Origin of the sequence: Gilliamella sp. wkB18 (assembly GCF_001690875.1) — a bacterium.
GTDB classification, from domain to species: Bacteria; Pseudomonadota; Gammaproteobacteria; order Enterobacterales; family Orbaceae; genus Gilliamella; species Gilliamella apicola_A.
The window spans coordinates 1-15,376 of record NZ_LZHM01000047.1 but is presented as its reverse complement, the minus strand read 5'-3'; the positions used below and the strand labels follow the sequence as shown (position 1 = coordinate 15,376).

At 35.5% G+C, this 15,376-nt stretch carries 29 protein-coding genes; 14 read left to right on the top strand and 15 right to left on the bottom strand.

Translation table 11 applies throughout. The features are described 5' to 3' along the window. The 15 genes from A9G48_RS05175 to A9G48_RS12160 all read right to left on the bottom strand — a co-directional run. Positions 1 to 517: lysozyme (locus A9G48_RS05175; protein WP_065575896.1), on the bottom strand; the 517-nt coding region annotated here is incomplete at its 3' end. Further along, positions 477 to 701, bottom strand: coding sequence for a phage holin family protein (locus A9G48_RS11180; protein ID WP_081299246.1), 225 nt, complete (start codon positions 699 to 701; stop codon positions 477 to 479). The genes A9G48_RS05175 and A9G48_RS11180, both read right to left, overlap by 41 nt. A gap of 409 nt (positions 702 to 1,110) precedes the next feature. Continuing rightward, complete coding sequence (locus A9G48_RS05170) at positions 1,111 to 1,908, bottom strand: endonuclease (protein ID WP_081299245.1); 798 nt, start codon at positions 1,906 to 1,908, stop codon at positions 1,111 to 1,113. A gap of 195 nt (positions 1,909 to 2,103) precedes the next feature. Then, the gene (locus A9G48_RS05165; protein WP_065575895.1) at positions 2,104 to 2,709 is read right to left on the bottom strand and encodes a hypothetical protein; all 606 of its coding nucleotides are present in this window, start codon (positions 2,707 to 2,709) and stop codon (positions 2,104 to 2,106) included. 9 nt (positions 2,710 to 2,718) lie between these two features. Beyond that, complete coding sequence (locus A9G48_RS05160) at positions 2,719 to 3,063, bottom strand: DUF1064 domain-containing protein (RefSeq protein ID WP_065575894.1); 345 nt, start codon at positions 3,061 to 3,063, stop codon at positions 2,719 to 2,721. Further along, on the bottom strand, positions 3,060 to 3,347 hold the full coding sequence (locus A9G48_RS05155) for a DUF1364 domain-containing protein (protein ID WP_065575893.1): 288 nt from the start codon (positions 3,345 to 3,347) through the stop codon (positions 3,060 to 3,062). The genes A9G48_RS05160 and A9G48_RS05155 overlap by 4 nt, the downstream gene beginning before the upstream one ends. Then, entirely contained in the window at positions 3,331 to 3,477 is a 147-nt protein-coding gene (locus A9G48_RS11565) for a hypothetical protein (protein ID WP_176701995.1), read from the bottom strand. Before A9G48_RS11565 ends, A9G48_RS05155 begins: the two co-directional genes overlap by 17 nt. Then, positions 3,477 to 3,920 carry a recombination protein NinB gene (locus A9G48_RS05150; protein ID WP_065575892.1) on the bottom strand — a complete coding sequence of 148 codons (444 nt, stop codon included), beginning with the start codon at positions 3,918 to 3,920 and terminating at the stop codon, positions 3,477 to 3,479. The genes A9G48_RS11565 and A9G48_RS05150 overlap by 1 nt, the downstream gene beginning before the upstream one ends. Next, complete coding sequence (locus A9G48_RS05145) at positions 3,913 to 4,161, bottom strand: DUF3310 domain-containing protein (RefSeq protein WP_218057808.1); 249 nt, start codon at positions 4,159 to 4,161, stop codon at positions 3,913 to 3,915. Before A9G48_RS05145 ends, A9G48_RS05150 begins: the two co-directional genes overlap by 8 nt. A 51-nt stretch (positions 4,162 to 4,212) precedes the next feature. Then, entirely contained in the window at positions 4,213 to 4,401 is a 189-nt protein-coding gene (locus A9G48_RS05140; protein ID WP_065575890.1) for a DUF1187 family protein, read from the bottom strand. Then, positions 4,386 to 4,589 (bottom strand): hypothetical protein, encoded by a 204-nt coding sequence (locus tag A9G48_RS05135; RefSeq protein WP_065575889.1) that lies wholly within the window; start codon positions 4,587 to 4,589, stop codon positions 4,386 to 4,388. Before A9G48_RS05135 ends, A9G48_RS05140 begins: the two co-directional genes overlap by 16 nt. Next, positions 4,570 to 5,982, bottom strand: coding sequence for a replicative DNA helicase (locus A9G48_RS05130; RefSeq protein WP_065569019.1), 1,413 nt, complete (start codon positions 5,980 to 5,982; stop codon positions 4,570 to 4,572). The genes A9G48_RS05135 and A9G48_RS05130 overlap by 20 nt, the downstream gene beginning before the upstream one ends. Beyond that, on the bottom strand, positions 5,979 to 6,695 hold the full coding sequence (locus tag A9G48_RS11370) for a replication protein (protein ID WP_065575888.1): 717 nt from the start codon (positions 6,693 to 6,695) through the stop codon (positions 5,979 to 5,981). The genes A9G48_RS05130 and A9G48_RS11370 overlap by 4 nt, the downstream gene beginning before the upstream one ends. After that, complete coding sequence (locus A9G48_RS05120) at positions 6,695 to 6,922, bottom strand: helix-turn-helix domain-containing protein (protein ID WP_065569017.1); 228 nt, start codon at positions 6,920 to 6,922, stop codon at positions 6,695 to 6,697. The genes A9G48_RS11370 and A9G48_RS05120 overlap by 1 nt, the downstream gene beginning before the upstream one ends. Continuing rightward, positions 6,919 to 7,137, bottom strand: a complete 219-nt coding sequence (locus A9G48_RS12160) for a transcriptional regulator (protein ID WP_065569016.1) — start codon at positions 7,135 to 7,137, stop codon at positions 6,919 to 6,921. The genes A9G48_RS05120 and A9G48_RS12160 overlap by 4 nt, the downstream gene beginning before the upstream one ends. 126 nt (positions 7,138 to 7,263) lie before the next feature. On the opposite strand from A9G48_RS12160, the gene A9G48_RS05110 reads away from it, so the two are divergent. The 14 genes from A9G48_RS05110 to A9G48_RS05045 all read left to right on the top strand — a co-directional run. Continuing rightward, positions 7,264 to 7,917, top strand: coding sequence for a LexA family transcriptional regulator (locus A9G48_RS05110; RefSeq protein ID WP_065569015.1), 654 nt, complete (start codon positions 7,264 to 7,266; stop codon positions 7,915 to 7,917). 79 nt (positions 7,918 to 7,996) lie between these two features. Further along, complete coding sequence (locus A9G48_RS05105; RefSeq protein WP_065575887.1) at positions 7,997 to 8,794, top strand: HipA family kinase; 798 nt, start codon at positions 7,997 to 7,999, stop codon at positions 8,792 to 8,794. Next, positions 8,781 to 9,602 carry a DUF3037 domain-containing protein gene (locus tag A9G48_RS05100; protein WP_065575886.1) on the top strand — a complete coding sequence of 274 codons (822 nt, stop codon included), beginning with the start codon at positions 8,781 to 8,783 and terminating at the stop codon, positions 9,600 to 9,602. The genes A9G48_RS05105 and A9G48_RS05100 overlap by 14 nt, the downstream gene beginning before the upstream one ends. A 446-nt stretch (positions 9,603 to 10,048) precedes the next feature. Continuing rightward, positions 10,049 to 10,582 (top strand): hypothetical protein, encoded by a 534-nt coding sequence (locus A9G48_RS05095; protein ID WP_065575885.1) that lies wholly within the window; start codon positions 10,049 to 10,051, stop codon positions 10,580 to 10,582. A gap of 2 nt (positions 10,583 to 10,584) precedes the next feature. Next, complete coding sequence (locus A9G48_RS05090; RefSeq protein WP_065575884.1) at positions 10,585 to 10,869, top strand: hypothetical protein; 285 nt, start codon at positions 10,585 to 10,587, stop codon at positions 10,867 to 10,869. A 117-nt stretch (positions 10,870 to 10,986) separates the two neighbouring features. Then, on the top strand, positions 10,987 to 11,232 hold the full coding sequence (locus A9G48_RS05085; RefSeq protein ID WP_065575883.1) for a hypothetical protein: 246 nt from the start codon (positions 10,987 to 10,989) through the stop codon (positions 11,230 to 11,232). A 182-nt stretch (positions 11,233 to 11,414) separates the two neighbouring features. After that, positions 11,415 to 11,582 carry a hypothetical protein gene (locus A9G48_RS11560; RefSeq protein ID WP_176701994.1) on the top strand — a complete coding sequence of 56 codons (168 nt, stop codon included), beginning with the start codon at positions 11,415 to 11,417 and terminating at the stop codon, positions 11,580 to 11,582. Continuing rightward, positions 11,563 to 12,456, top strand: a complete 894-nt coding sequence (locus A9G48_RS05080) for an ATP-binding protein (protein ID WP_065575882.1) — start codon at positions 11,563 to 11,565, stop codon at positions 12,454 to 12,456. The genes A9G48_RS11560 and A9G48_RS05080 overlap by 20 nt, the downstream gene beginning before the upstream one ends. Beyond that, the gene (locus tag A9G48_RS05075; protein ID WP_065575881.1) at positions 12,453 to 13,058 is read left to right on the top strand and encodes a hypothetical protein; all 606 of its coding nucleotides are present in this window, start codon (positions 12,453 to 12,455) and stop codon (positions 13,056 to 13,058) included. Before A9G48_RS05080 ends, A9G48_RS05075 begins: the two co-directional genes overlap by 4 nt. Before the next feature lie 37 nt (positions 13,059 to 13,095). Further along, positions 13,096 to 13,665, top strand: coding sequence for an Nmad5 family putative nucleotide modification protein (locus A9G48_RS11165; RefSeq protein WP_081299243.1), 570 nt, complete (start codon positions 13,096 to 13,098; stop codon positions 13,663 to 13,665). Between the two features lie 172 nt (positions 13,666 to 13,837). Then, entirely contained in the window at positions 13,838 to 14,377 is a 540-nt protein-coding gene (locus A9G48_RS05065; protein ID WP_065575880.1) for a DNA N-6-adenine-methyltransferase, read from the top strand. A gap of 266 nt (positions 14,378 to 14,643) precedes the next feature. Continuing rightward, positions 14,644 to 14,904, top strand: coding sequence for a hypothetical protein (locus A9G48_RS05055; RefSeq protein ID WP_065575878.1), 261 nt, complete (start codon positions 14,644 to 14,646; stop codon positions 14,902 to 14,904). A gap of 2 nt (positions 14,905 to 14,906) precedes the next feature. Then, entirely contained in the window at positions 14,907 to 15,185 is a 279-nt protein-coding gene (locus A9G48_RS05050) for a hypothetical protein (protein WP_065575877.1), read from the top strand. Continuing rightward, positions 15,175 to 15,376 (top strand): hypothetical protein (locus A9G48_RS05045; protein WP_141672961.1); only part of this gene is annotated, 202 nt, incomplete at its 3' end. The genes A9G48_RS05050 and A9G48_RS05045, both read left to right, overlap by 11 nt.

The window sequence follows — 15,376 nt, the reverse complement described above, 5'->3', positions numbered from 1 at the left end:
AAGCATAAGATAGACATAACGCTTTCTCCTTTTCTCGCCTGATTACTAAGCCATTCAGTACTTTACCGCCTGCTTTATTCCATTTCGGAAACTCATTACAAGCTGCTTTATAATCACCGTTGTTCAGATGTTTATACATCGTTGATTTCTTCATGTTTGAACAACCGCAATTAAACGTAATCGACGTCACAGCATCAAAAACAGGTTGAGGCAAATGAAAACCATTAGCGTAGCGATTGACACACCGCTCCGCAGTTTTGATATCACCAACCCAACGCTCCGCTATTTCCTCGTCTGTGTAAGCTTTTTGCTGAATGTTACCCGTTGAGCCGATACCTACTGTTAACACATTAGCAGGACAATAATATGGCTCTCTTGCGCATGATTCAGCGTTACCGATTATTTCAAGCCCCGCCTTGCTTGTTCTGATTTCAGCCTGATAATTAGCAAGAACAATAGCAATTATTGCTGAAACACTACAAATCGCACTCGTCGCTATCCTTGTTGTGTTTTTCATAGTATTGTTCTCGCAAGTTTTTTTTATGATAAAAGTCTCGGCGTTTATACAACCAGTTAATGATAAATGTCGCTATTGATAAAATAATACCGACAATAATGGCAATATCATTTAAGCTAAGCGCACCTAAAAGCGTGCATAAAACACCCCAGAAATAGGAAATCGGTGAAGTGTATTTTTCCATAATAAATATTCTTGTTAGTTAATGATGTGACAGCGTACTAGCTAAATGTTAGTTATGTGTGTGTCTAGCTTTGCTGTCGATTCTGTAGATGTTGACGACATCAATGTCGCCGACATGCGTGAAATTTGGGTATAAAAAAACCGCAATTAAGCGGTTTGATTAAATCGTAAGCAGTTATAAAGAATTAAGGCTCAATTAAGAGCCTTAAAGGGTCAGTGTACCACCACTGAATATTAAGGTTACCCCCGATCACCGTATAGAAAGTGAGTTACCTCAAACGCAATTAGATAATAATGTATTTATCTAAATTAGTCAAGTATTTCTGCAATCAAGAGTTGAAATCAATCAAAAAAGCGACCAAAAACGAGGAGTTAAAGTAAAAGCTTAGATATTCCACAAGCTAAGCTTCTTAATTGAGGCTTTCTTTATTACATTGCTCTGTAATAAATTTGTTATCATTACCCTGAATTTTTTCTATTAGCTTGTTGCGTTCACATTCCCATTTTTTGGGTGGAAACATTTTATCCCATGCCGTCATCAACTTTTCTTCTTGATTAGATAAATTAATTTTGTATTTATCAGACATATAGAGATATGTGCGCGCTATTATTCCTCTAATTTCGTCACGAGGTTGGAATTTACGAGCTTTAAAATCAACTGCTGATTGACATTGTCCATACTGATTAAATTGATTAGTGAATTGCGAATATCTATAATTAGAACGGTCACCGTTAACTTCGCCAATTGCTGGTTGCAAGTTGTGCATGTCGCCTGCCATTTTATTAAAAGTAATATCTTTTTTACACGCTTTACGTCCACCGTCTCGCCAACATTGCAGATGACGCCCAAAATTTTCGGCTGGCATGACATGCTCCCACTCAATACGAGACGCTCTATTTAAATTTTTTCTTGACTTATAACCGCATTTACTAAAATCAACAACACCTTTTTTATTGTTAAAACTGAATTTACATCCGCAATAAAATTCGGTTTGCGTGGGATTTGACCTGTACACCTTAGTAAGTTGAGTTTTTGCATTGTCAAAATTTCGATTACTAATTGTAACTAGATCGGATGTTGGTAGTGATTTTAATTTATTCGGTTTTGGCGTTGGTGCCACTGAATACGTTTCGATTCGACAATTTTTCGCATTTGAAATCGACGGGAATAATAAAAATAAAACCAAAATTAAAGCTATTTTTTTCATAATTTAATATTACCTGCGCTTAGAAAGCGCGCAGTTTAATATAAAAATTACAAAATTAGAATAAAAAAGCCCAACTCATTAAAGTCGGGCTTCTATTTAAAAACAGTTTGGATACAAAAATTCCAGTCTGGGTACTTTATACCACTGCGCTCTTAAGAAATCAAGATTTTTTTTTAAAAAACCGCTTTTGTGCTATTAAATAATTCTGTCTTTAACTATCTCTAACTCAAATCCAGACTGAACTTTTAAAGATGCAAAATAACCTCGCAAGTAGTCTTCACCTCTTTTTTTTAGCTTGTCTACCGCATTCCAGTTTGTATTAAGTTTTCTTGCTATATCTTGTACTGACTGAGGTTTAACTATATAGATGTTGTCAACTCTAATGCCTTTAGATAGTTGTTTACACGGCACATCATGAATGCCACTTGCATGCTTTTTCCATTCGTTTCTTACATAACCCTCCGTCGCTATATAATCCGTAATTACCTGCTTTTCACCAAAATAAGATAATATAAGCGTGTCATAAATATCTTTTGATTGCTGACCGCTTAAAACTAAAATAGACAAAAAAGCTTGATTAATTACTTTAGCATCATCATCAGAACAAACCTCTTTCATTTTTTTTGGTTGAGAGTGATAATAAGATGGTGTATTTTGCTTTAAATATAAATTTTTTCTAGACCAGTTACCGAATCGTGTGCAAACCTCGGTAATATCATAATCAGCTTTAAATCTCACGCTTTTAATCTGCTTGATAATTTTTTCTGGCTCATCATCAACGTATACATATTCTGCTAGCATTTGTTATCCTTAAAACTCTTCAATTTCCCAACCGCCACCTAGTTTTTTCGCTTTCTTTTTTATCGCTAAAAACTTAAACGGATACATGTCGGCAGCCACTTTTATTTTTACCCTTGCGTCATCCATCCAAAACCCCTTAACTTCGTGCAATTCAATTAATCCATCTTTATTCATCACCACAAAATCGGGAGTGTATGTTGTGTTATTTGCTAATTTGAATTTTAAGCCCTCAAATTTAAACCAAATTATTTCGTTAGCTTGTTCAAGCGTTTTTAGATACTGATAGTATTCAGTTTCAGTTTTATTCATTTGCCCAGATTTCAATCTACCGAGTGCAAAAGTTGCTGGTCTCATAATTTAATCTTCCCCTCTTTGATTAGTGTGTCCTGAGTTCTAATTACACCCTCAGCGTGCGCTAATCTAACGAATTCATACTCATGATTTCTTGTCCTGCGGTCGATTTCATCATGACAAGCTGAGCACGCCCAAGCCCCCTGCAAATCATTCGGCTTCATACCTACGCCACACGTTCCTGCTAGTCGATAATGCGCTAGTACCGTGGTTTCTGGGTTATGATTGCAACACGGCAATCGAACCGTGCACTCTCTACCGCGCGCTTCTTTAGTTAGTCTGCTCATTGTTAACTCTATTTAAATTATGCTGATTAATGTATTCTCTGCGTTGCTCTCTAACTATTGCTATTGCTCGCTCTAATTCCTGTTCTGTATCATCGTATCGTTTCAGTTGTTCTTTGTGTTTGTTCTTCATTATGCCACCTTTGATAATTGGTCTTTGTACTGTTCTGCTAGTTTGATTGCCTCTTGAGCATCAGCGCTAAATATAACGCCGTTTTCAGCCCCAAACTGTTCGGCACAAGTCACTACATCAGCAAATTCTTTTTTATTCATTTTTCTTGTTGATTGCCCCATAAACACCAGTCCGCCCTGGATACCCTTTACACATTTTTGACCGTGTAGGTTAGCTGTGATTAGATGTTTCCATTCTTCTGCCATTAATTTCTCGCCATTCCAAACCACTTGCTTAGCAATATCATTCAAAACAGCCCACATCATGCGATTTTGAGCGTTACTGCGCTTTTCTTCATCAATCACAATTCTTAGCGGATGCTCGCTATCAACTGGTAATTGATTTATTACGTTAATCGCTGTAGCGCGTGCTGTTTCATGTGTTAAACGAAATTCTTTAATCATTGGTAACTCCCCAATCAATACATAAACATTTTTTACTCTCAAAAATCTTCTCGTACTCATTCGCTTTTGCAATGTCTTGCTCTAACACATCTTTTTTACCTGCTCTGATTCGATATTTCAGAATGTTACCGAGGCAAAAACCGCTAAATTGCTCAACTGTCATACAACGTGCGATAATATCGATAGATTCAACACCGCTGATGATTTGATAGTGTTTTGGATTTTTTACGTTGTCACTCATCACCCGATCCCCCATCTAATTCAGCTCTTGCTGTGTTAATTTAGTCATCACTTATACTCTCACACACTCAAAATTATCAAGCTGAATTAGCTCGTTTACTTTCCACCCAAAAGAATTCTTTTTACCGTTTGATAGCTTTTCAATGCATTGTTCGACTGTTAATTCTTCATTAGTAAAATGAGTCCAATTTATCGGTTGGTGCCCGTCTTTTATAATTATTGCTGTTATTTTGTAAGCCATTTTCGTATTAACTCCCTTAATTTTGTCTTATCTTCTTCTGAATATTTTTTAACCTTTTCAGATAGTTCTAATTTAATTTTTGATTTATTAGCTCCCTCGGTATTTATCGCTCTCACATAGTCGTACGCTATTTTTTCTAGCATGTGATAGCGCCCCTGAGGGCAGTGGTTAACTAGCTGTTTTTGCATATTTGCGTTCTCGCCTCACTGGTTCTGGGTTTGCTCTAGCTTGTGATTCGAGCTGATCCACTTCATAAATACGACCATTACTAATACCCGCAAAAACAGTAAAATTTCCTGACCCGTGCCTGTTTAACGCAACGTTAATTTCCATTAAGTTTTTATCTGCGTTGTCGTTGTAAACAGCATCACGATAAATACCCACCCAGTAGTCGCAATCTTGCTCAATTTGTCCCGTATCTCTGCTGTCGCTTGGTATTGGTCGTTTATCTGCTCTTGATTCGAGATTCCGATTTAATTGTGTTAGCATGACAACTATACAGTTAAGCTCTTTTGCCAATGCTTTAAGCCCTTTTGTGATAGCTCCGTACGCCAAATCGTTTCGTGTATCATCACCAGTTTTTTCTTTCTCCATTAGAGTTAGATAATCGACCATGATCATGCCTATTTGTCCCTTTTCCCTCGCCATTCGTCGAGCTTCTGAACGGATATGCGACAGTGTGATCGCAGGTGTGTCGTCAATGTAAATGTTATCGGTGTTTGATAATTCGTTGAGATGATGCATAACGCGCGCAAACTCTGAATCAGAACCTAGTCCACCGTCATAGAAAATATTGCTATTTACCGCTGATTCTTGAGCTAAAATGTTTTCAAGCATCTGTTCATCTTGCATTTCTAACGAAAACATCAGTACAGGTAATTTCTCATTCATAGCGCAATGACGAGCCATGTTTATTTCAAAAGTTGTTTTACCCATTTTTGGACGAGCACCAACCACAAACAGCGAGCCTCGAACAAGCCCTTTAGGCGATAATTTTTCATCCAGTGCTTTGATTCCAGTTGATAAGCCACGCGCACTATCTGCGTTTTCTAATCGTTGTCCAAGGGTTTCGGTCCATTTATCAGCAATTGTTTTTAACGACTTAAGTCCAGTTGTTTTACCAGTTTTGTTATAGTCATCAATTTGTGTAAATAACGCATGAATAGCTGATATTTTGTCGCTAGTAGATAAATTTGATTTCTCAAAAATCATAGCGCTACAGTCGTTTAATTTTTGCAATGTGTAGCGTTCTATCGCTTTATCTCGAACGATTCCAGCATAGGCTGTAACGTTGATCATCGACGGCGTATTTTTGGATAATTCAGCCAGATAAGCTAAACCACCGCAATCTTTCAAAGTTCCTTTTGCTTCCATACTGTCTGACAAAGTAATCAGATCAATTGGGTAATTTTTACGATTTAATTCAAGCATTTCAGCAAAAATAACTTGATGATGTCTGCTGTAGAATGATTCTGGCTTCAATGAATAGATTGCTTTTTGGCAGCGGTCTGATTGAAAATCTAACATCATTGAGCCAAGCACAGCTTGTTCAGCAACTAAGTCATGTGGGATCACGTTCATAGCGTACCCTCCACAACTTTCAGGTATGTACTTGGTTTTATGATGTAATCAAAATCAGCACGCCAGCCTCGATCGTTTTCACCAAAGTAAAATGGTTGTGCTTGGTCCACAAAATCATAAAAATAATTAGCCAAGTTTTGGAATGTTGGTTGATCAAGCTCTTTGAGTAATTTCTTCACTGCGTTTTTTCTTGCAGTAGTCATTTTTTGAATCTGTGGCAATCTGTTTTCTACAGCATCGTTGTATGCATCCATGACTAAATCAAAATCAATATTATTTTCTTTTGTAATATTGTTTTTAATAGTGTCTTTTGTAGAGTGACATTTTTTGTCACTGGTGGTAGTAACATTTTTTGTCACTGGTTCTATGCATTTTTTGCTACCAGTAGCATTTTTTGTACCTGCATTTTTTGTCACTGGTTCTGACGTTTCCAACACTAGTGAATATTCAGTAATCTCACCATTGTTTTTAATTGCATTGATCAAACCTAAATTTGTTAATTCAGATAGAGCTGCATAAACAGTTCTCTTGTCTTTTATCCCTAAATATTGCATAAATTGAGATATGCTGATTTTATCGCTTGTTTTGCCCCACCCCGTGGTTTTGCGAGTAATCAGTAAATAACAACGTAACGCATTAGCTGACATATCAGCCATTAATTCATCAATAACAGCGTTGGGAACTTGAAATGAGTTAGATATAAACTTATTCATCAATTAACCCTCATCGAATATTCAGCATATTTCTTGCCGTTTCGGCTTTTTACCATGCGGCTATCTATTGAATGACCACGTTTTTTTAAGTCATAAATACGCGCACCTAGCCTAAAGCAATCATATTGATTCAATGCTTGTAATGGATTAATGGTCTTACCTCTTTGCAAATGGTTTAATATTTTTGTGCATTGGCTGCGTGTGTTTTCATCGTTCAATGTACTCATGATCGCCCTCGAATTACTGACCAGTTGACATCAGGGCGAAGCTCCTCACACGTTACTAACCCGTTCAGCGCATGCTCCAGCAAAATCGCCTTGTCCTCTCCGATTTTACTGACGCCATTCAGCCATTTACTTACTGCCACCTGACTAACTCCACAGATTCGAGCTAATTCTCTCTGCCCTCCTACTGTAGTTATTGCTTTTTTTAACGGTTCCATTTTTGCCCCCTAAATTGAAAATAAATTAATGATAACTAAAGTTATTGATTTAGTCAACAGCGTGATAACATTTGTTTTTTTATTTTTTATAACAATAGTTATATAATCAGGGCATAAGGAGGTCCTATGAATACATTTAATGAACGTTTTAAAATTGCATTTGATAAATCTGGTTTATCACAGCACGATTTAGCTAGGGCTGTTAATGTTTCTCAGCCAGCAATCAGAAAATTAGTGGCTGGTGAATCAAAAAGTTTTCGAAAAATATCTGAGTTAGCTCAGGCTCTACAGGTGAATTTAGAGTGGCTATCATCAGGAAACGGGGATTCAGGGCTGGAGGATCAACGATTTGAATTTATAGGTACAGTTAAAAACGGAGTAGTAAAGGTTAAGGGAGAGGCTGTGATGGGCGCTAATGGATCTTTTGAAATGGACGAATCTTTAAATGGGTATTTAAAATTTTATAGTGACGATCCCAGCGCGTTTGGATTGCGAGTTAAGGGGGATTCGATGTTTCCGAGAATTAATTCTGGAGAGTTTGTTGTTATCGAACCTGCAGTTATGCCAGCGTCGGGCGATGAGGTATTTGTACGACTACGAGATGGGAGAAATATGATAAAAAAACTTGAGTATTATCGGGATTCTGAATATCGATTCACTAGTATTAATCAAGATCATCCTCCAATTACAATCAATGATGATTTAGTTGATACAGTTATGTATGTAGCAGCTATTGTTAAATCGTCGAGATTTATTGATGTCCATGATGTTACAGCTTAAAAGTAAGCATTGCGCAAAACCGCCGAAGCGGTTTTTGAATATAACAAAATAGATAAATGAAATAAGGTAAGGAATAACTATGGAACAAAGTTCGTTGTTTGCTTTAGAAATAATAGACAAGGCACCAGCTAATACTAATACAGCTCATTTAAAAATGTTTGTTATTGCTGATGATGGGCAAGAATATGCTGCAAAAGGTATTCATGATGGTTGCAACGGACATGTTTCAGTTCCTAACCCAGATCAGATCCCTGCCGCTGAATGGTTGTGTTCAAATTTAGCTGAAATTTGCGGGCTCCCTATTCCTAACTATAAAATATTATTAGATAAAAATAATAACAATTACTATTTTGGTTCAAGAATAGAGTTAGCTTGTAATAAAACCATTTTAGATGGATCAAGTTGGTTAAAGAGAATAAGAAAAGCAAGTGAACACTTTAAAAAACAATTATGGGCCATACATGCTTTTGATTTATTTATTTACAATATAGATCGACATATTAATAATTATTTGTATGTTGAAAATAGAAGTAATTCATTTGATATTCAAGCTTTTGACTTCAGTCTATCATCACTTGTTTTAGGTTGGCCAAAAGAGGTAGACCTTAGCGCGTTCCCAGATTGTAACACATCGAATTCTTGGAGTTACATAAAAAAAATAACGGAAATAAAAGATGAATACACAAAAAGCGCACTAAAAATATTAGATAAATTAAAATCAATAGATGTAAGTACAATTGAAGATATTTTTAGCAAAATGCCAAGCCAGTGGGTTAATGAGGAGTTAAAAATTAATTTAATTGATTGGTGGCAAAGTCCAGCTAGATTAAGTAAAATTGATTTGGTTATAGAGGAGATAAAAAATGAATCAATATAAATATAGCATTATAAGGCTATCGCCTGATCATGTTAAAGGTGAGATTATTAATGTTGGTATTATTATTTATCTTAATGACAGCCTAGATATTAGAACGCTTCAACAGAAAAACAAAATACAAGCCATAACAAAAAATTTAACGTTAGAATCATTACAAGATTTTACAGAAGATCTTAATTGGTTATATCAATTAAACACAGACTCTGAAAATTTCTATAAGCTATTCTCTGGTTCAATAGTTATATCAAGCCCAGGAATGTTTACTTTAAGGGAAAGTATGACCTATGAAAAACAAGTTGATATTTTGTTTGAAAAATACGTCACGTCGCCCCGATTACAAAAAAGGAACACTCAAAATAAAAGAATTATCACACAATTAAAGAATATATTTGATAAAGCCGGCATTTTAGGAAGAGACCTATCTGATATTTCAAACCATAGAGTAGTAACAAATTATCCAATAGCTGAAGGTGAAGGTATATATGCTGAATTATTGCTCAAAAATGGCGCTTACCACTTAACTGAAACTCTTGATTTAAGAACTGACAATAACAAACAAAAAACAGGGGAATCAGCCTTGAAAGCTATAACAATCTCGAAAGCCAAAAGCATATTATCTGGAAATGTTAATTCATTTGTAATTTACGCTAGCGTTGACAGTCAACAAGATAAAAAATTAATACCACAATTAAATCTTATAGATAGTTATGCGGACTCAATATACAACATTAATAGCATGGAAGATATGTCAACGTATTACGACCATATATTTAATGCCGCTGGTACACAAATGAAGAATTATAATTAACATATTTAAACAACTAACCCCGCCCGCTTATGCGGGTTTTTTCACGCCTAAAATTCCCCAGCACAATTTTAAAGTGTCGCATCGTTCAAAAAACAAGCAAACGATAACTTTTATTTAAACTTTGATAACTTTTGTTATTGACAAGTTTGATAACAAAAGTTATTATTATCACATCAAAACAAATCAACTTAACAAAGCAATTAAGCAATACCGAGAGTTACTTAATTAGTTAAGTGGGATTCAAGTAGCTAGCTGAGGCATATGAAAGTACAGCGGTTTTGATAGCAATCACAGCAGTACGCATCGGGTGAGCGACTTAATCACTCCTAGCCTCGGACAGAGATCGACTAGCCATCAAGTTCTTTAATAAATAGGTTGCTATTTAATTTCAAATCAAAGCGCATTCATAGAGTGCGCTTGAGTTTGAGGTAAAAGGAGATAAAAAGATGATTATCAAAGTTGAAAAAGCTCAATTATTGTCGGCTCAATTGTTTAGAGCGTATCAAGACGTAAGATACTATTTAAATGGACTTTTCTTTGACAAGGACGGAACATTAGCAGCAACAAACGGGCATAAGCTTTTTGTTGGAAAGCATTTGAGTAAAATAAAGGCAGGTGTAATCATATCAATAAAAGATAAAATCCCAACAAAATTTTATTATGCAGAAATAAACACACAAAAAGGACTAATCTTTTACAAATCAGAAAAAGATGAAACTTTATCAGTTGGGTTAATTGAGGTTGTTGACGGGGTTTATCCTGATTATAAAAAGATAATACCTAAGCTTTCAACTAAAAAACACACGTCTGTCATCGGTTTTAATACTGAATATCTCAGTGACATATTAAAAGTCGGAAAAATAATCAGTCCAAAATTCCCTGCAGTAAAAATATTCATGCCGATGAACAGTGATGAGCCTGCTGTTTTTGAGTTTTGGAATCAAGAAGCAATAGCAATCCTAATGCCAGTAAGGATGTAAAAATGCAATTACATAGAGCTGTAGAGAACGGTTACGGAAGAGCATATTGCAAAATGATAAGCGATGTCGAAATACAAGACACTAAAGAAGCAGAAATTAAAGCTCAATCAAACGAGCTTTATGACAAGCTCAGCGATAGTGATTATCTAGAAATTGAAGAAAAAATAATGAAAGCGTTTGGTTGGGATGATGTTGACACTGATTCAGTTCAAAAAGCATTAAAACTCATATGTTATGAAAAAGCTGAATTTATTTTTAATGAAAAAAATAAAAAATCATTTTATTAAGCTAACGAATTTTGACAACTCGGAAAGACGAGTACATGCAAGTCCGTTTGCCCGTGAATTTAGTAGCGGGCTTTTTTACAGAATTAGCAAGTAGTTAACGATTATAAGGAGTAAATAATGGAAAAATTAACACCTTTACCAATTTCTCGAGAAATGTGGGCGATGATTGCTGAAGAATGGAAATGGGCAGTATTGGGGGGTAATGGTTATGTATATTTTTTCGACAGCAAACCTTCTATTCACAAGTTTAGATATGAGTGGATTGATAGTGATGGGTGGGATGGTTGCGACAGTATTTTAGCAATAAACACCGACGGTATCAATTGGAGGTTGTCACTCACAAAACGACCTGAGGACGTCTAAATGAACACAATACCGATTGATTACGTCGGCTGTAATGTGCATAACACAGACCGATTCAGACTAAATTACAAACTAAACAGGGGCGAGCAAATGTACGCCCTTTTTTGTACCTACATTTTGACATTAGGAGGGCTGTTTGGGCTAATTAGATGGATGTTAGAAGTAGCAGCGGAGTAAAGATAATGACGTGGGAAGAAATATATAGCTCGCTACCAATTCAATCAAGAATGATTATTGATATAGCAGAAGCGTACAGAGTTGATTTAACGGAACTAGCTAATTTACAAGTTCAAAAACAAGAAAGCGACACGCATTTAAATGAGGTGATACATGGCTCTAAAAATTATTAAGGCAGAACAACCAATTGAAGTAAGCAATCTAACTATCTGCTTATATGCCCAACCAGGATTGGGAAAAACATCAACAGCGTTTACAGCCAAAAAACCGTTATTATTTGATTTTGACAAAGGAGCGTACCGTTCACAATTTAGAAAAGATGTTGTGGACATACAGGAATGGGATGATGTTGAAAGTGTTACAGAACAAGATTTAATGCCCTACGATACAATTGTTATTGATACGGCAGGAAGAGCATTAGATGCGTTACAAGCGCATTTAATAAAAGGTAACCCTAAGTTTAAAGGTTATGGTGGGCAACTATCTTTACAGGGTTTTGGTGCTTTAAAAGCCAGTTTTATAGGCTGGTTAAAATTGCTTAACTCGTTTGGTAAAGATGTTATTTTGCTTGCACATATGGATGAGCAAAAAAGTGGCGAAGATATTGTGGAACGCCTTGATATACAGGGTGGATCGAAGAACGAAATATATAAAGTCGCTGACGTAATGGGGAGAATTAAAATTAATGATAAACGTAATCGAATTTTAGATTTTAACCCAAGTTCATCAGGGTTTGGTAAAAATCCAGCACAGTTGGAAGTAATTGTAATTCCTAATTTTGTGGAAGCTCCTAATTTTTTAGAAGATGTAATCACACGTATCAAAGATAAACTCAATGAAAAATCCGAACAAGCAAAAGCTGAAAATGAGCGTCTTGAAAAGTTAAAGGCGCATTTGTTTACATTGAATGATGTTGATGAGTTTAACTCTCAACTAGAAGAAATGAAGCAATCCAAGCCTCTGGATAAAAAAATACTGATTGATGTTGCAACATCAAAAGGTCTTGTTTTCAACAAAGAAAATAAGTTATTCGAGGTTGCCGCATGATAAGAATATCGGCTACACAACTAGAATCGTATCGTCGATGGTTGTTGAATGATGAATCAACCATTGACAATATGATTGATTTTTTATTAAAACGAACTCCGCCGACTGAAGCAATGCGGGCAGGTTTGGCATTTCACAAGGTGCTTGAAACCGCTAAATATAATGATGAGCTAGCTATTGTAGAACAGGACGGATTTAAGTTTGATTTATCGGGTTTAGACTGCGAAATTGCTTTACCAGAAGCTAAGGAATTTAAACTAGAAAAACAAACCGTTATTGACGGTGAGCTTGTTACATTTGTTGGTGTGGTTGATGCTATTAAGGTTAATGAAATCTTTGACCATAAATTAACATCACAGCTTAATGCCGAAAACTATATCGATAGCATGCAATGGCGATGCTATCTTGATTGGTTTGATTGTGATAAGTTCACTTACAATCTATTCCAAAGCTATAAACCAGCTAATCAAGATGTCTATCTAATTAAAACATTCCTACCAGTTTCATTTTATCGTTATGAGGGGATTGATTTGGATGTGCGCAATATGGCGTCCTCCTTTATTTGTTTTGTAAAAAATTATATCCCTGAATTAATCAAATAACCGTCCAAGTGACGGTTTTTATTAAAAGGAAAAAATTATGACAAGATTAACTAAAACTATCAAAGAGCAAATTTGTAAAAATGCAATTGAACAATCACCAGTGACTAAAGAGCTAGAAATAGCAAATGAAAATTTATCTAAATTAGCTCTTGATGTTTATAACGATAACGTAACTGCTGAGCAACTCAAAGAAGCGGATGAGATAAGAGCCCGCGCTAATGAGTTACCATTTGATTATCTTGGTGTTTTTTACTCTTGCGATGGCTTGGGATGTTATTTTAACGGGTTAAGAGCATATCTAATACTGCCGCCAATTCGTATTTTTTACACATTAAAAAAGAGCCCAATGTACACTGCAGATCATGAGTTTTCAAAACGTTTTTTATCATTACAGAACCAGATCGAAAACTCAGAAAAACAAAAAAATGATTTAAAGCATGAAATTATGGCTATTTTAAATAGTTGTGCAACTCTCAAAAAATTACAAGAAATATGGCCCGAATCCGTCAACTTTTTAGACGGTATACAAGTGGATATCACAAAAACCAATTTACCTGCCGTTGTCGTTGAAAACTTAAATAAAAAACTAGGTATAACAGCAAGCTAAAAAATAACGTCTAGTATATGCGTTGATGATTAGTGTTAGCAGAGACACTGTCCGCAATTGCAGTTAGCCCGCTAATTTGAAATATACAAGCCGTATTGTTTGACATGACGGTAGTCACGCCGTTGGCGACAGAGTGACACCCACCCAAATCACTACATCAGAGAGTTTTAAAATGGCTATTCTAAACAAATCACAAACAGAGAAGCAGAATAAAGATTACTGGCGAACGTCAGAATTATTAATCAATGATGCGTTAACACTGCTTAACATAAAAGGCTTTGGTACTGATGTATGTTGCTCAAGTGAAGATGTGAAAATAAATAGCGCAACTTGTTATATAACTGAATCTAACAATGCGTTAGAGAGTAATTTATGGTTTTTAGCTAGTAACCCAAGTATCACCTCATTTTGCAACCCTCCTTTTTCACGGAAATGGGAGTTTTTCCAAAAAGCAGTAGAACAAGTTAACAAATGGAGTCAGCAAGTGTTAATGGTCCTGCCATACACTCCTGCAACAAAAGCGTGGAGTGATAACGTACACGGACAAAACTGTATTATTTATGTTCCCGACGGTCGTTATCAGTATTTATTGCCGAACGGTGAAAAGTCGATCAATAACTGTAATTTTGATACTTGTTTAATTCTGATTGTGCCGTTCAAATGTGGAAATGTAATTGTTAATTATAAGCGAGGTTTAAAATGCATAGATTAAATTTTAAGTGTATAAATCTCAAAAAGTTAACAACCCCGAAAAACTCAAATAAGGTGCGCATAAATTGGTTTTTTGTTGTTAATGAAAATAATGATGCAATTAGAACTCAATGCGGATATCTCGCACATGAGTTTAAATATGTCGCTGAAAAAATGATGGAAATACCTGAAGAAACATTTGGGAAACTTAAAGTAATTCAAGTTCCTGTCGTGTATTTTTAAAAACGTTATGAATTCATAAATTGAATCAATATTTAGGAGTAAATAATGACTAAATTAAACTGGCGTAAATATCCAGATAACGTGCCAGAAAAAGAAAACGGCATTGCTCAAAAGCTGTGTATAGTACGTATTAGGTTTTTAAATAATTGTGGTGAATTATGCGAGTCAACAACATATGACTGGTATGACGAACACGCTGAATTCGATGAGTGGATAGATGATTATGTTGGCGAATGGTCTGAGCATGATAACGATGAAATAACTCACTGGATTTATGCAGATGAGATACCGCTACCTGAGGGGTGATTATGATTACAGATGAAGAGTGGAAAAATTTAAAGTCGGGGGATGTTATTTGGTTTACGCTCGAAAGTGCATTAAAACCACAAACCCTCACAATTGCAAAAATAACTGAAAATAGTGTTTATTGTGACAATACGAGAATTAATAAAAAGAGCTATTTATTACATTCGAGTTTGAACAACGCTACGCAAGCAGTGAATTTTAGATTAAAGATGCAAATTGAAAAAATACAGCAACAAATTGTTGAGAATTTAAAACAACTGGAGAACGAGCATGACAAATAAAACGATTAATGATTTTGAAAAAGAAATTTTAAGAAAAATTGATAATAATGAATGGTTAACAGAATGCGAGGTTAAGCGTTTAATACGTGACTGTTACGCTGTTGATTCTATAGATGTTCGAAGCGGTGACTGGACAGTATATAAACAGGAAATTATTAAGCTTGGATGTCGTACGTTTAGAGTTAATTGGG

Bases quoted from the DNA above. Each gene is read 5' to 3' on its own strand.
- A9G48_RS05140 (WP_065575890.1), bottom strand. From the start codon at position 4,401: ATGGCTTACAAAATAACAGCAATAATTATAAAAGACGGGCACCAACCG.
- A9G48_RS05130 (WP_065569019.1), bottom strand. From the start codon at position 5,982: ATGAACGTGATCCCACATGACTTAGTTGCTGAACAAGCTGTGCTTGGC.
- A9G48_RS05080 (WP_065575882.1), top strand. From the start codon at position 11,563: ATGGCTCTAAAAATTATTAAGGCAGAACAACCAATTGAAGTAAGCAAT.
- A9G48_RS12160 (WP_065569016.1), bottom strand. From the start codon at position 7,137: ATGGAACCGTTAAAAAAAGCAATAACTACAGTAGGAGGGCAGAGAGAA.
- A9G48_RS05150 (WP_065575892.1), bottom strand. From the start codon at position 3,920: ATGATTAAAGAATTTCGTTTAACACATGAAACAGCACGCGCTACAGCG.
- A9G48_RS05110 (WP_065569015.1), top strand. From the start codon at position 7,264: ATGAATACATTTAATGAACGTTTTAAAATTGCATTTGATAAATCTGGT.
- A9G48_RS05135 (WP_065575889.1), bottom strand. From the start codon at position 4,589: ATGCAAAAACAGCTAGTTAACCACTGCCCTCAGGGGCGCTATCACATG.
- A9G48_RS05145 (WP_218057808.1), bottom strand. From the start codon at position 4,161: ATGAGTGACAACGTAAAAAATCCAAAACACTATCAAATCATCAGCGGT.
- A9G48_RS05050 (WP_065575877.1), top strand. From the start codon at position 14,907: ATGATTACAGATGAAGAGTGGAAAAATTTAAAGTCGGGGGATGTTATT.
- A9G48_RS05160 (WP_065575894.1), bottom strand. From the start codon at position 3,063: ATGAGACCAGCAACTTTTGCACTCGGTAGATTGAAATCTGGGCAAATG.
- A9G48_RS05065 (WP_065575880.1), top strand. From the start codon at position 13,838: ATGGCTATTCTAAACAAATCACAAACAGAGAAGCAGAATAAAGATTAC.
- A9G48_RS05120 (WP_065569017.1), bottom strand. From the start codon at position 6,922: ATGAGTACATTGAACGATGAAAACACACGCAGCCAATGCACAAAAATA.
- A9G48_RS11370 (WP_065575888.1), bottom strand. From the start codon at position 6,695: ATGAATAAGTTTATATCTAACTCATTTCAAGTTCCCAACGCTGTTATT.
- A9G48_RS05095 (WP_065575885.1), top strand. From the start codon at position 10,049: ATGATTATCAAAGTTGAAAAAGCTCAATTATTGTCGGCTCAATTGTTT.
- A9G48_RS11165 (WP_081299243.1), top strand. From the start codon at position 13,096: ATGACAAGATTAACTAAAACTATCAAAGAGCAAATTTGTAAAAATGCA.
- A9G48_RS05085 (WP_065575883.1), top strand. From the start codon at position 10,987: ATGGAAAAATTAACACCTTTACCAATTTCTCGAGAAATGTGGGCGATG.
- A9G48_RS11180 (WP_081299246.1), bottom strand. From the start codon at position 701: ATGGAAAAATACACTTCACCGATTTCCTATTTCTGGGGTGTTTTATGC.
- A9G48_RS05090 (WP_065575884.1), top strand. From the start codon at position 10,585: ATGCAATTACATAGAGCTGTAGAGAACGGTTACGGAAGAGCATATTGC.
- A9G48_RS11560 (WP_176701994.1), top strand. From the start codon at position 11,415: ATGACGTGGGAAGAAATATATAGCTCGCTACCAATTCAATCAAGAATG.
- A9G48_RS05155 (WP_065575893.1), bottom strand. From the start codon at position 3,347: ATGAGCAGACTAACTAAAGAAGCGCGCGGTAGAGAGTGCACGGTTCGA.
- A9G48_RS05165 (WP_065575895.1), bottom strand. From the start codon at position 2,709: ATGCTAGCAGAATATGTATACGTTGATGATGAGCCAGAAAAAATTATC.
- A9G48_RS05105 (WP_065575887.1), top strand. From the start codon at position 7,997: ATGGAACAAAGTTCGTTGTTTGCTTTAGAAATAATAGACAAGGCACCA.
- A9G48_RS05075 (WP_065575881.1), top strand. From the start codon at position 12,453: ATGATAAGAATATCGGCTACACAACTAGAATCGTATCGTCGATGGTTG.
- A9G48_RS05100 (WP_065575886.1), top strand. From the start codon at position 8,781: ATGAATCAATATAAATATAGCATTATAAGGCTATCGCCTGATCATGTT.
- A9G48_RS11565 (WP_176701995.1), bottom strand. From the start codon at position 3,477: ATGAAGAACAAACACAAAGAACAACTGAAACGATACGATGATACAGAA.
- A9G48_RS05055 (WP_065575878.1), top strand. From the start codon at position 14,644: ATGACTAAATTAAACTGGCGTAAATATCCAGATAACGTGCCAGAAAAA.
- A9G48_RS05170 (WP_081299245.1), bottom strand. From the start codon at position 1,908: ATGAAAAAAATAGCTTTAATTTTGGTTTTATTTTTATTATTCCCGTCG.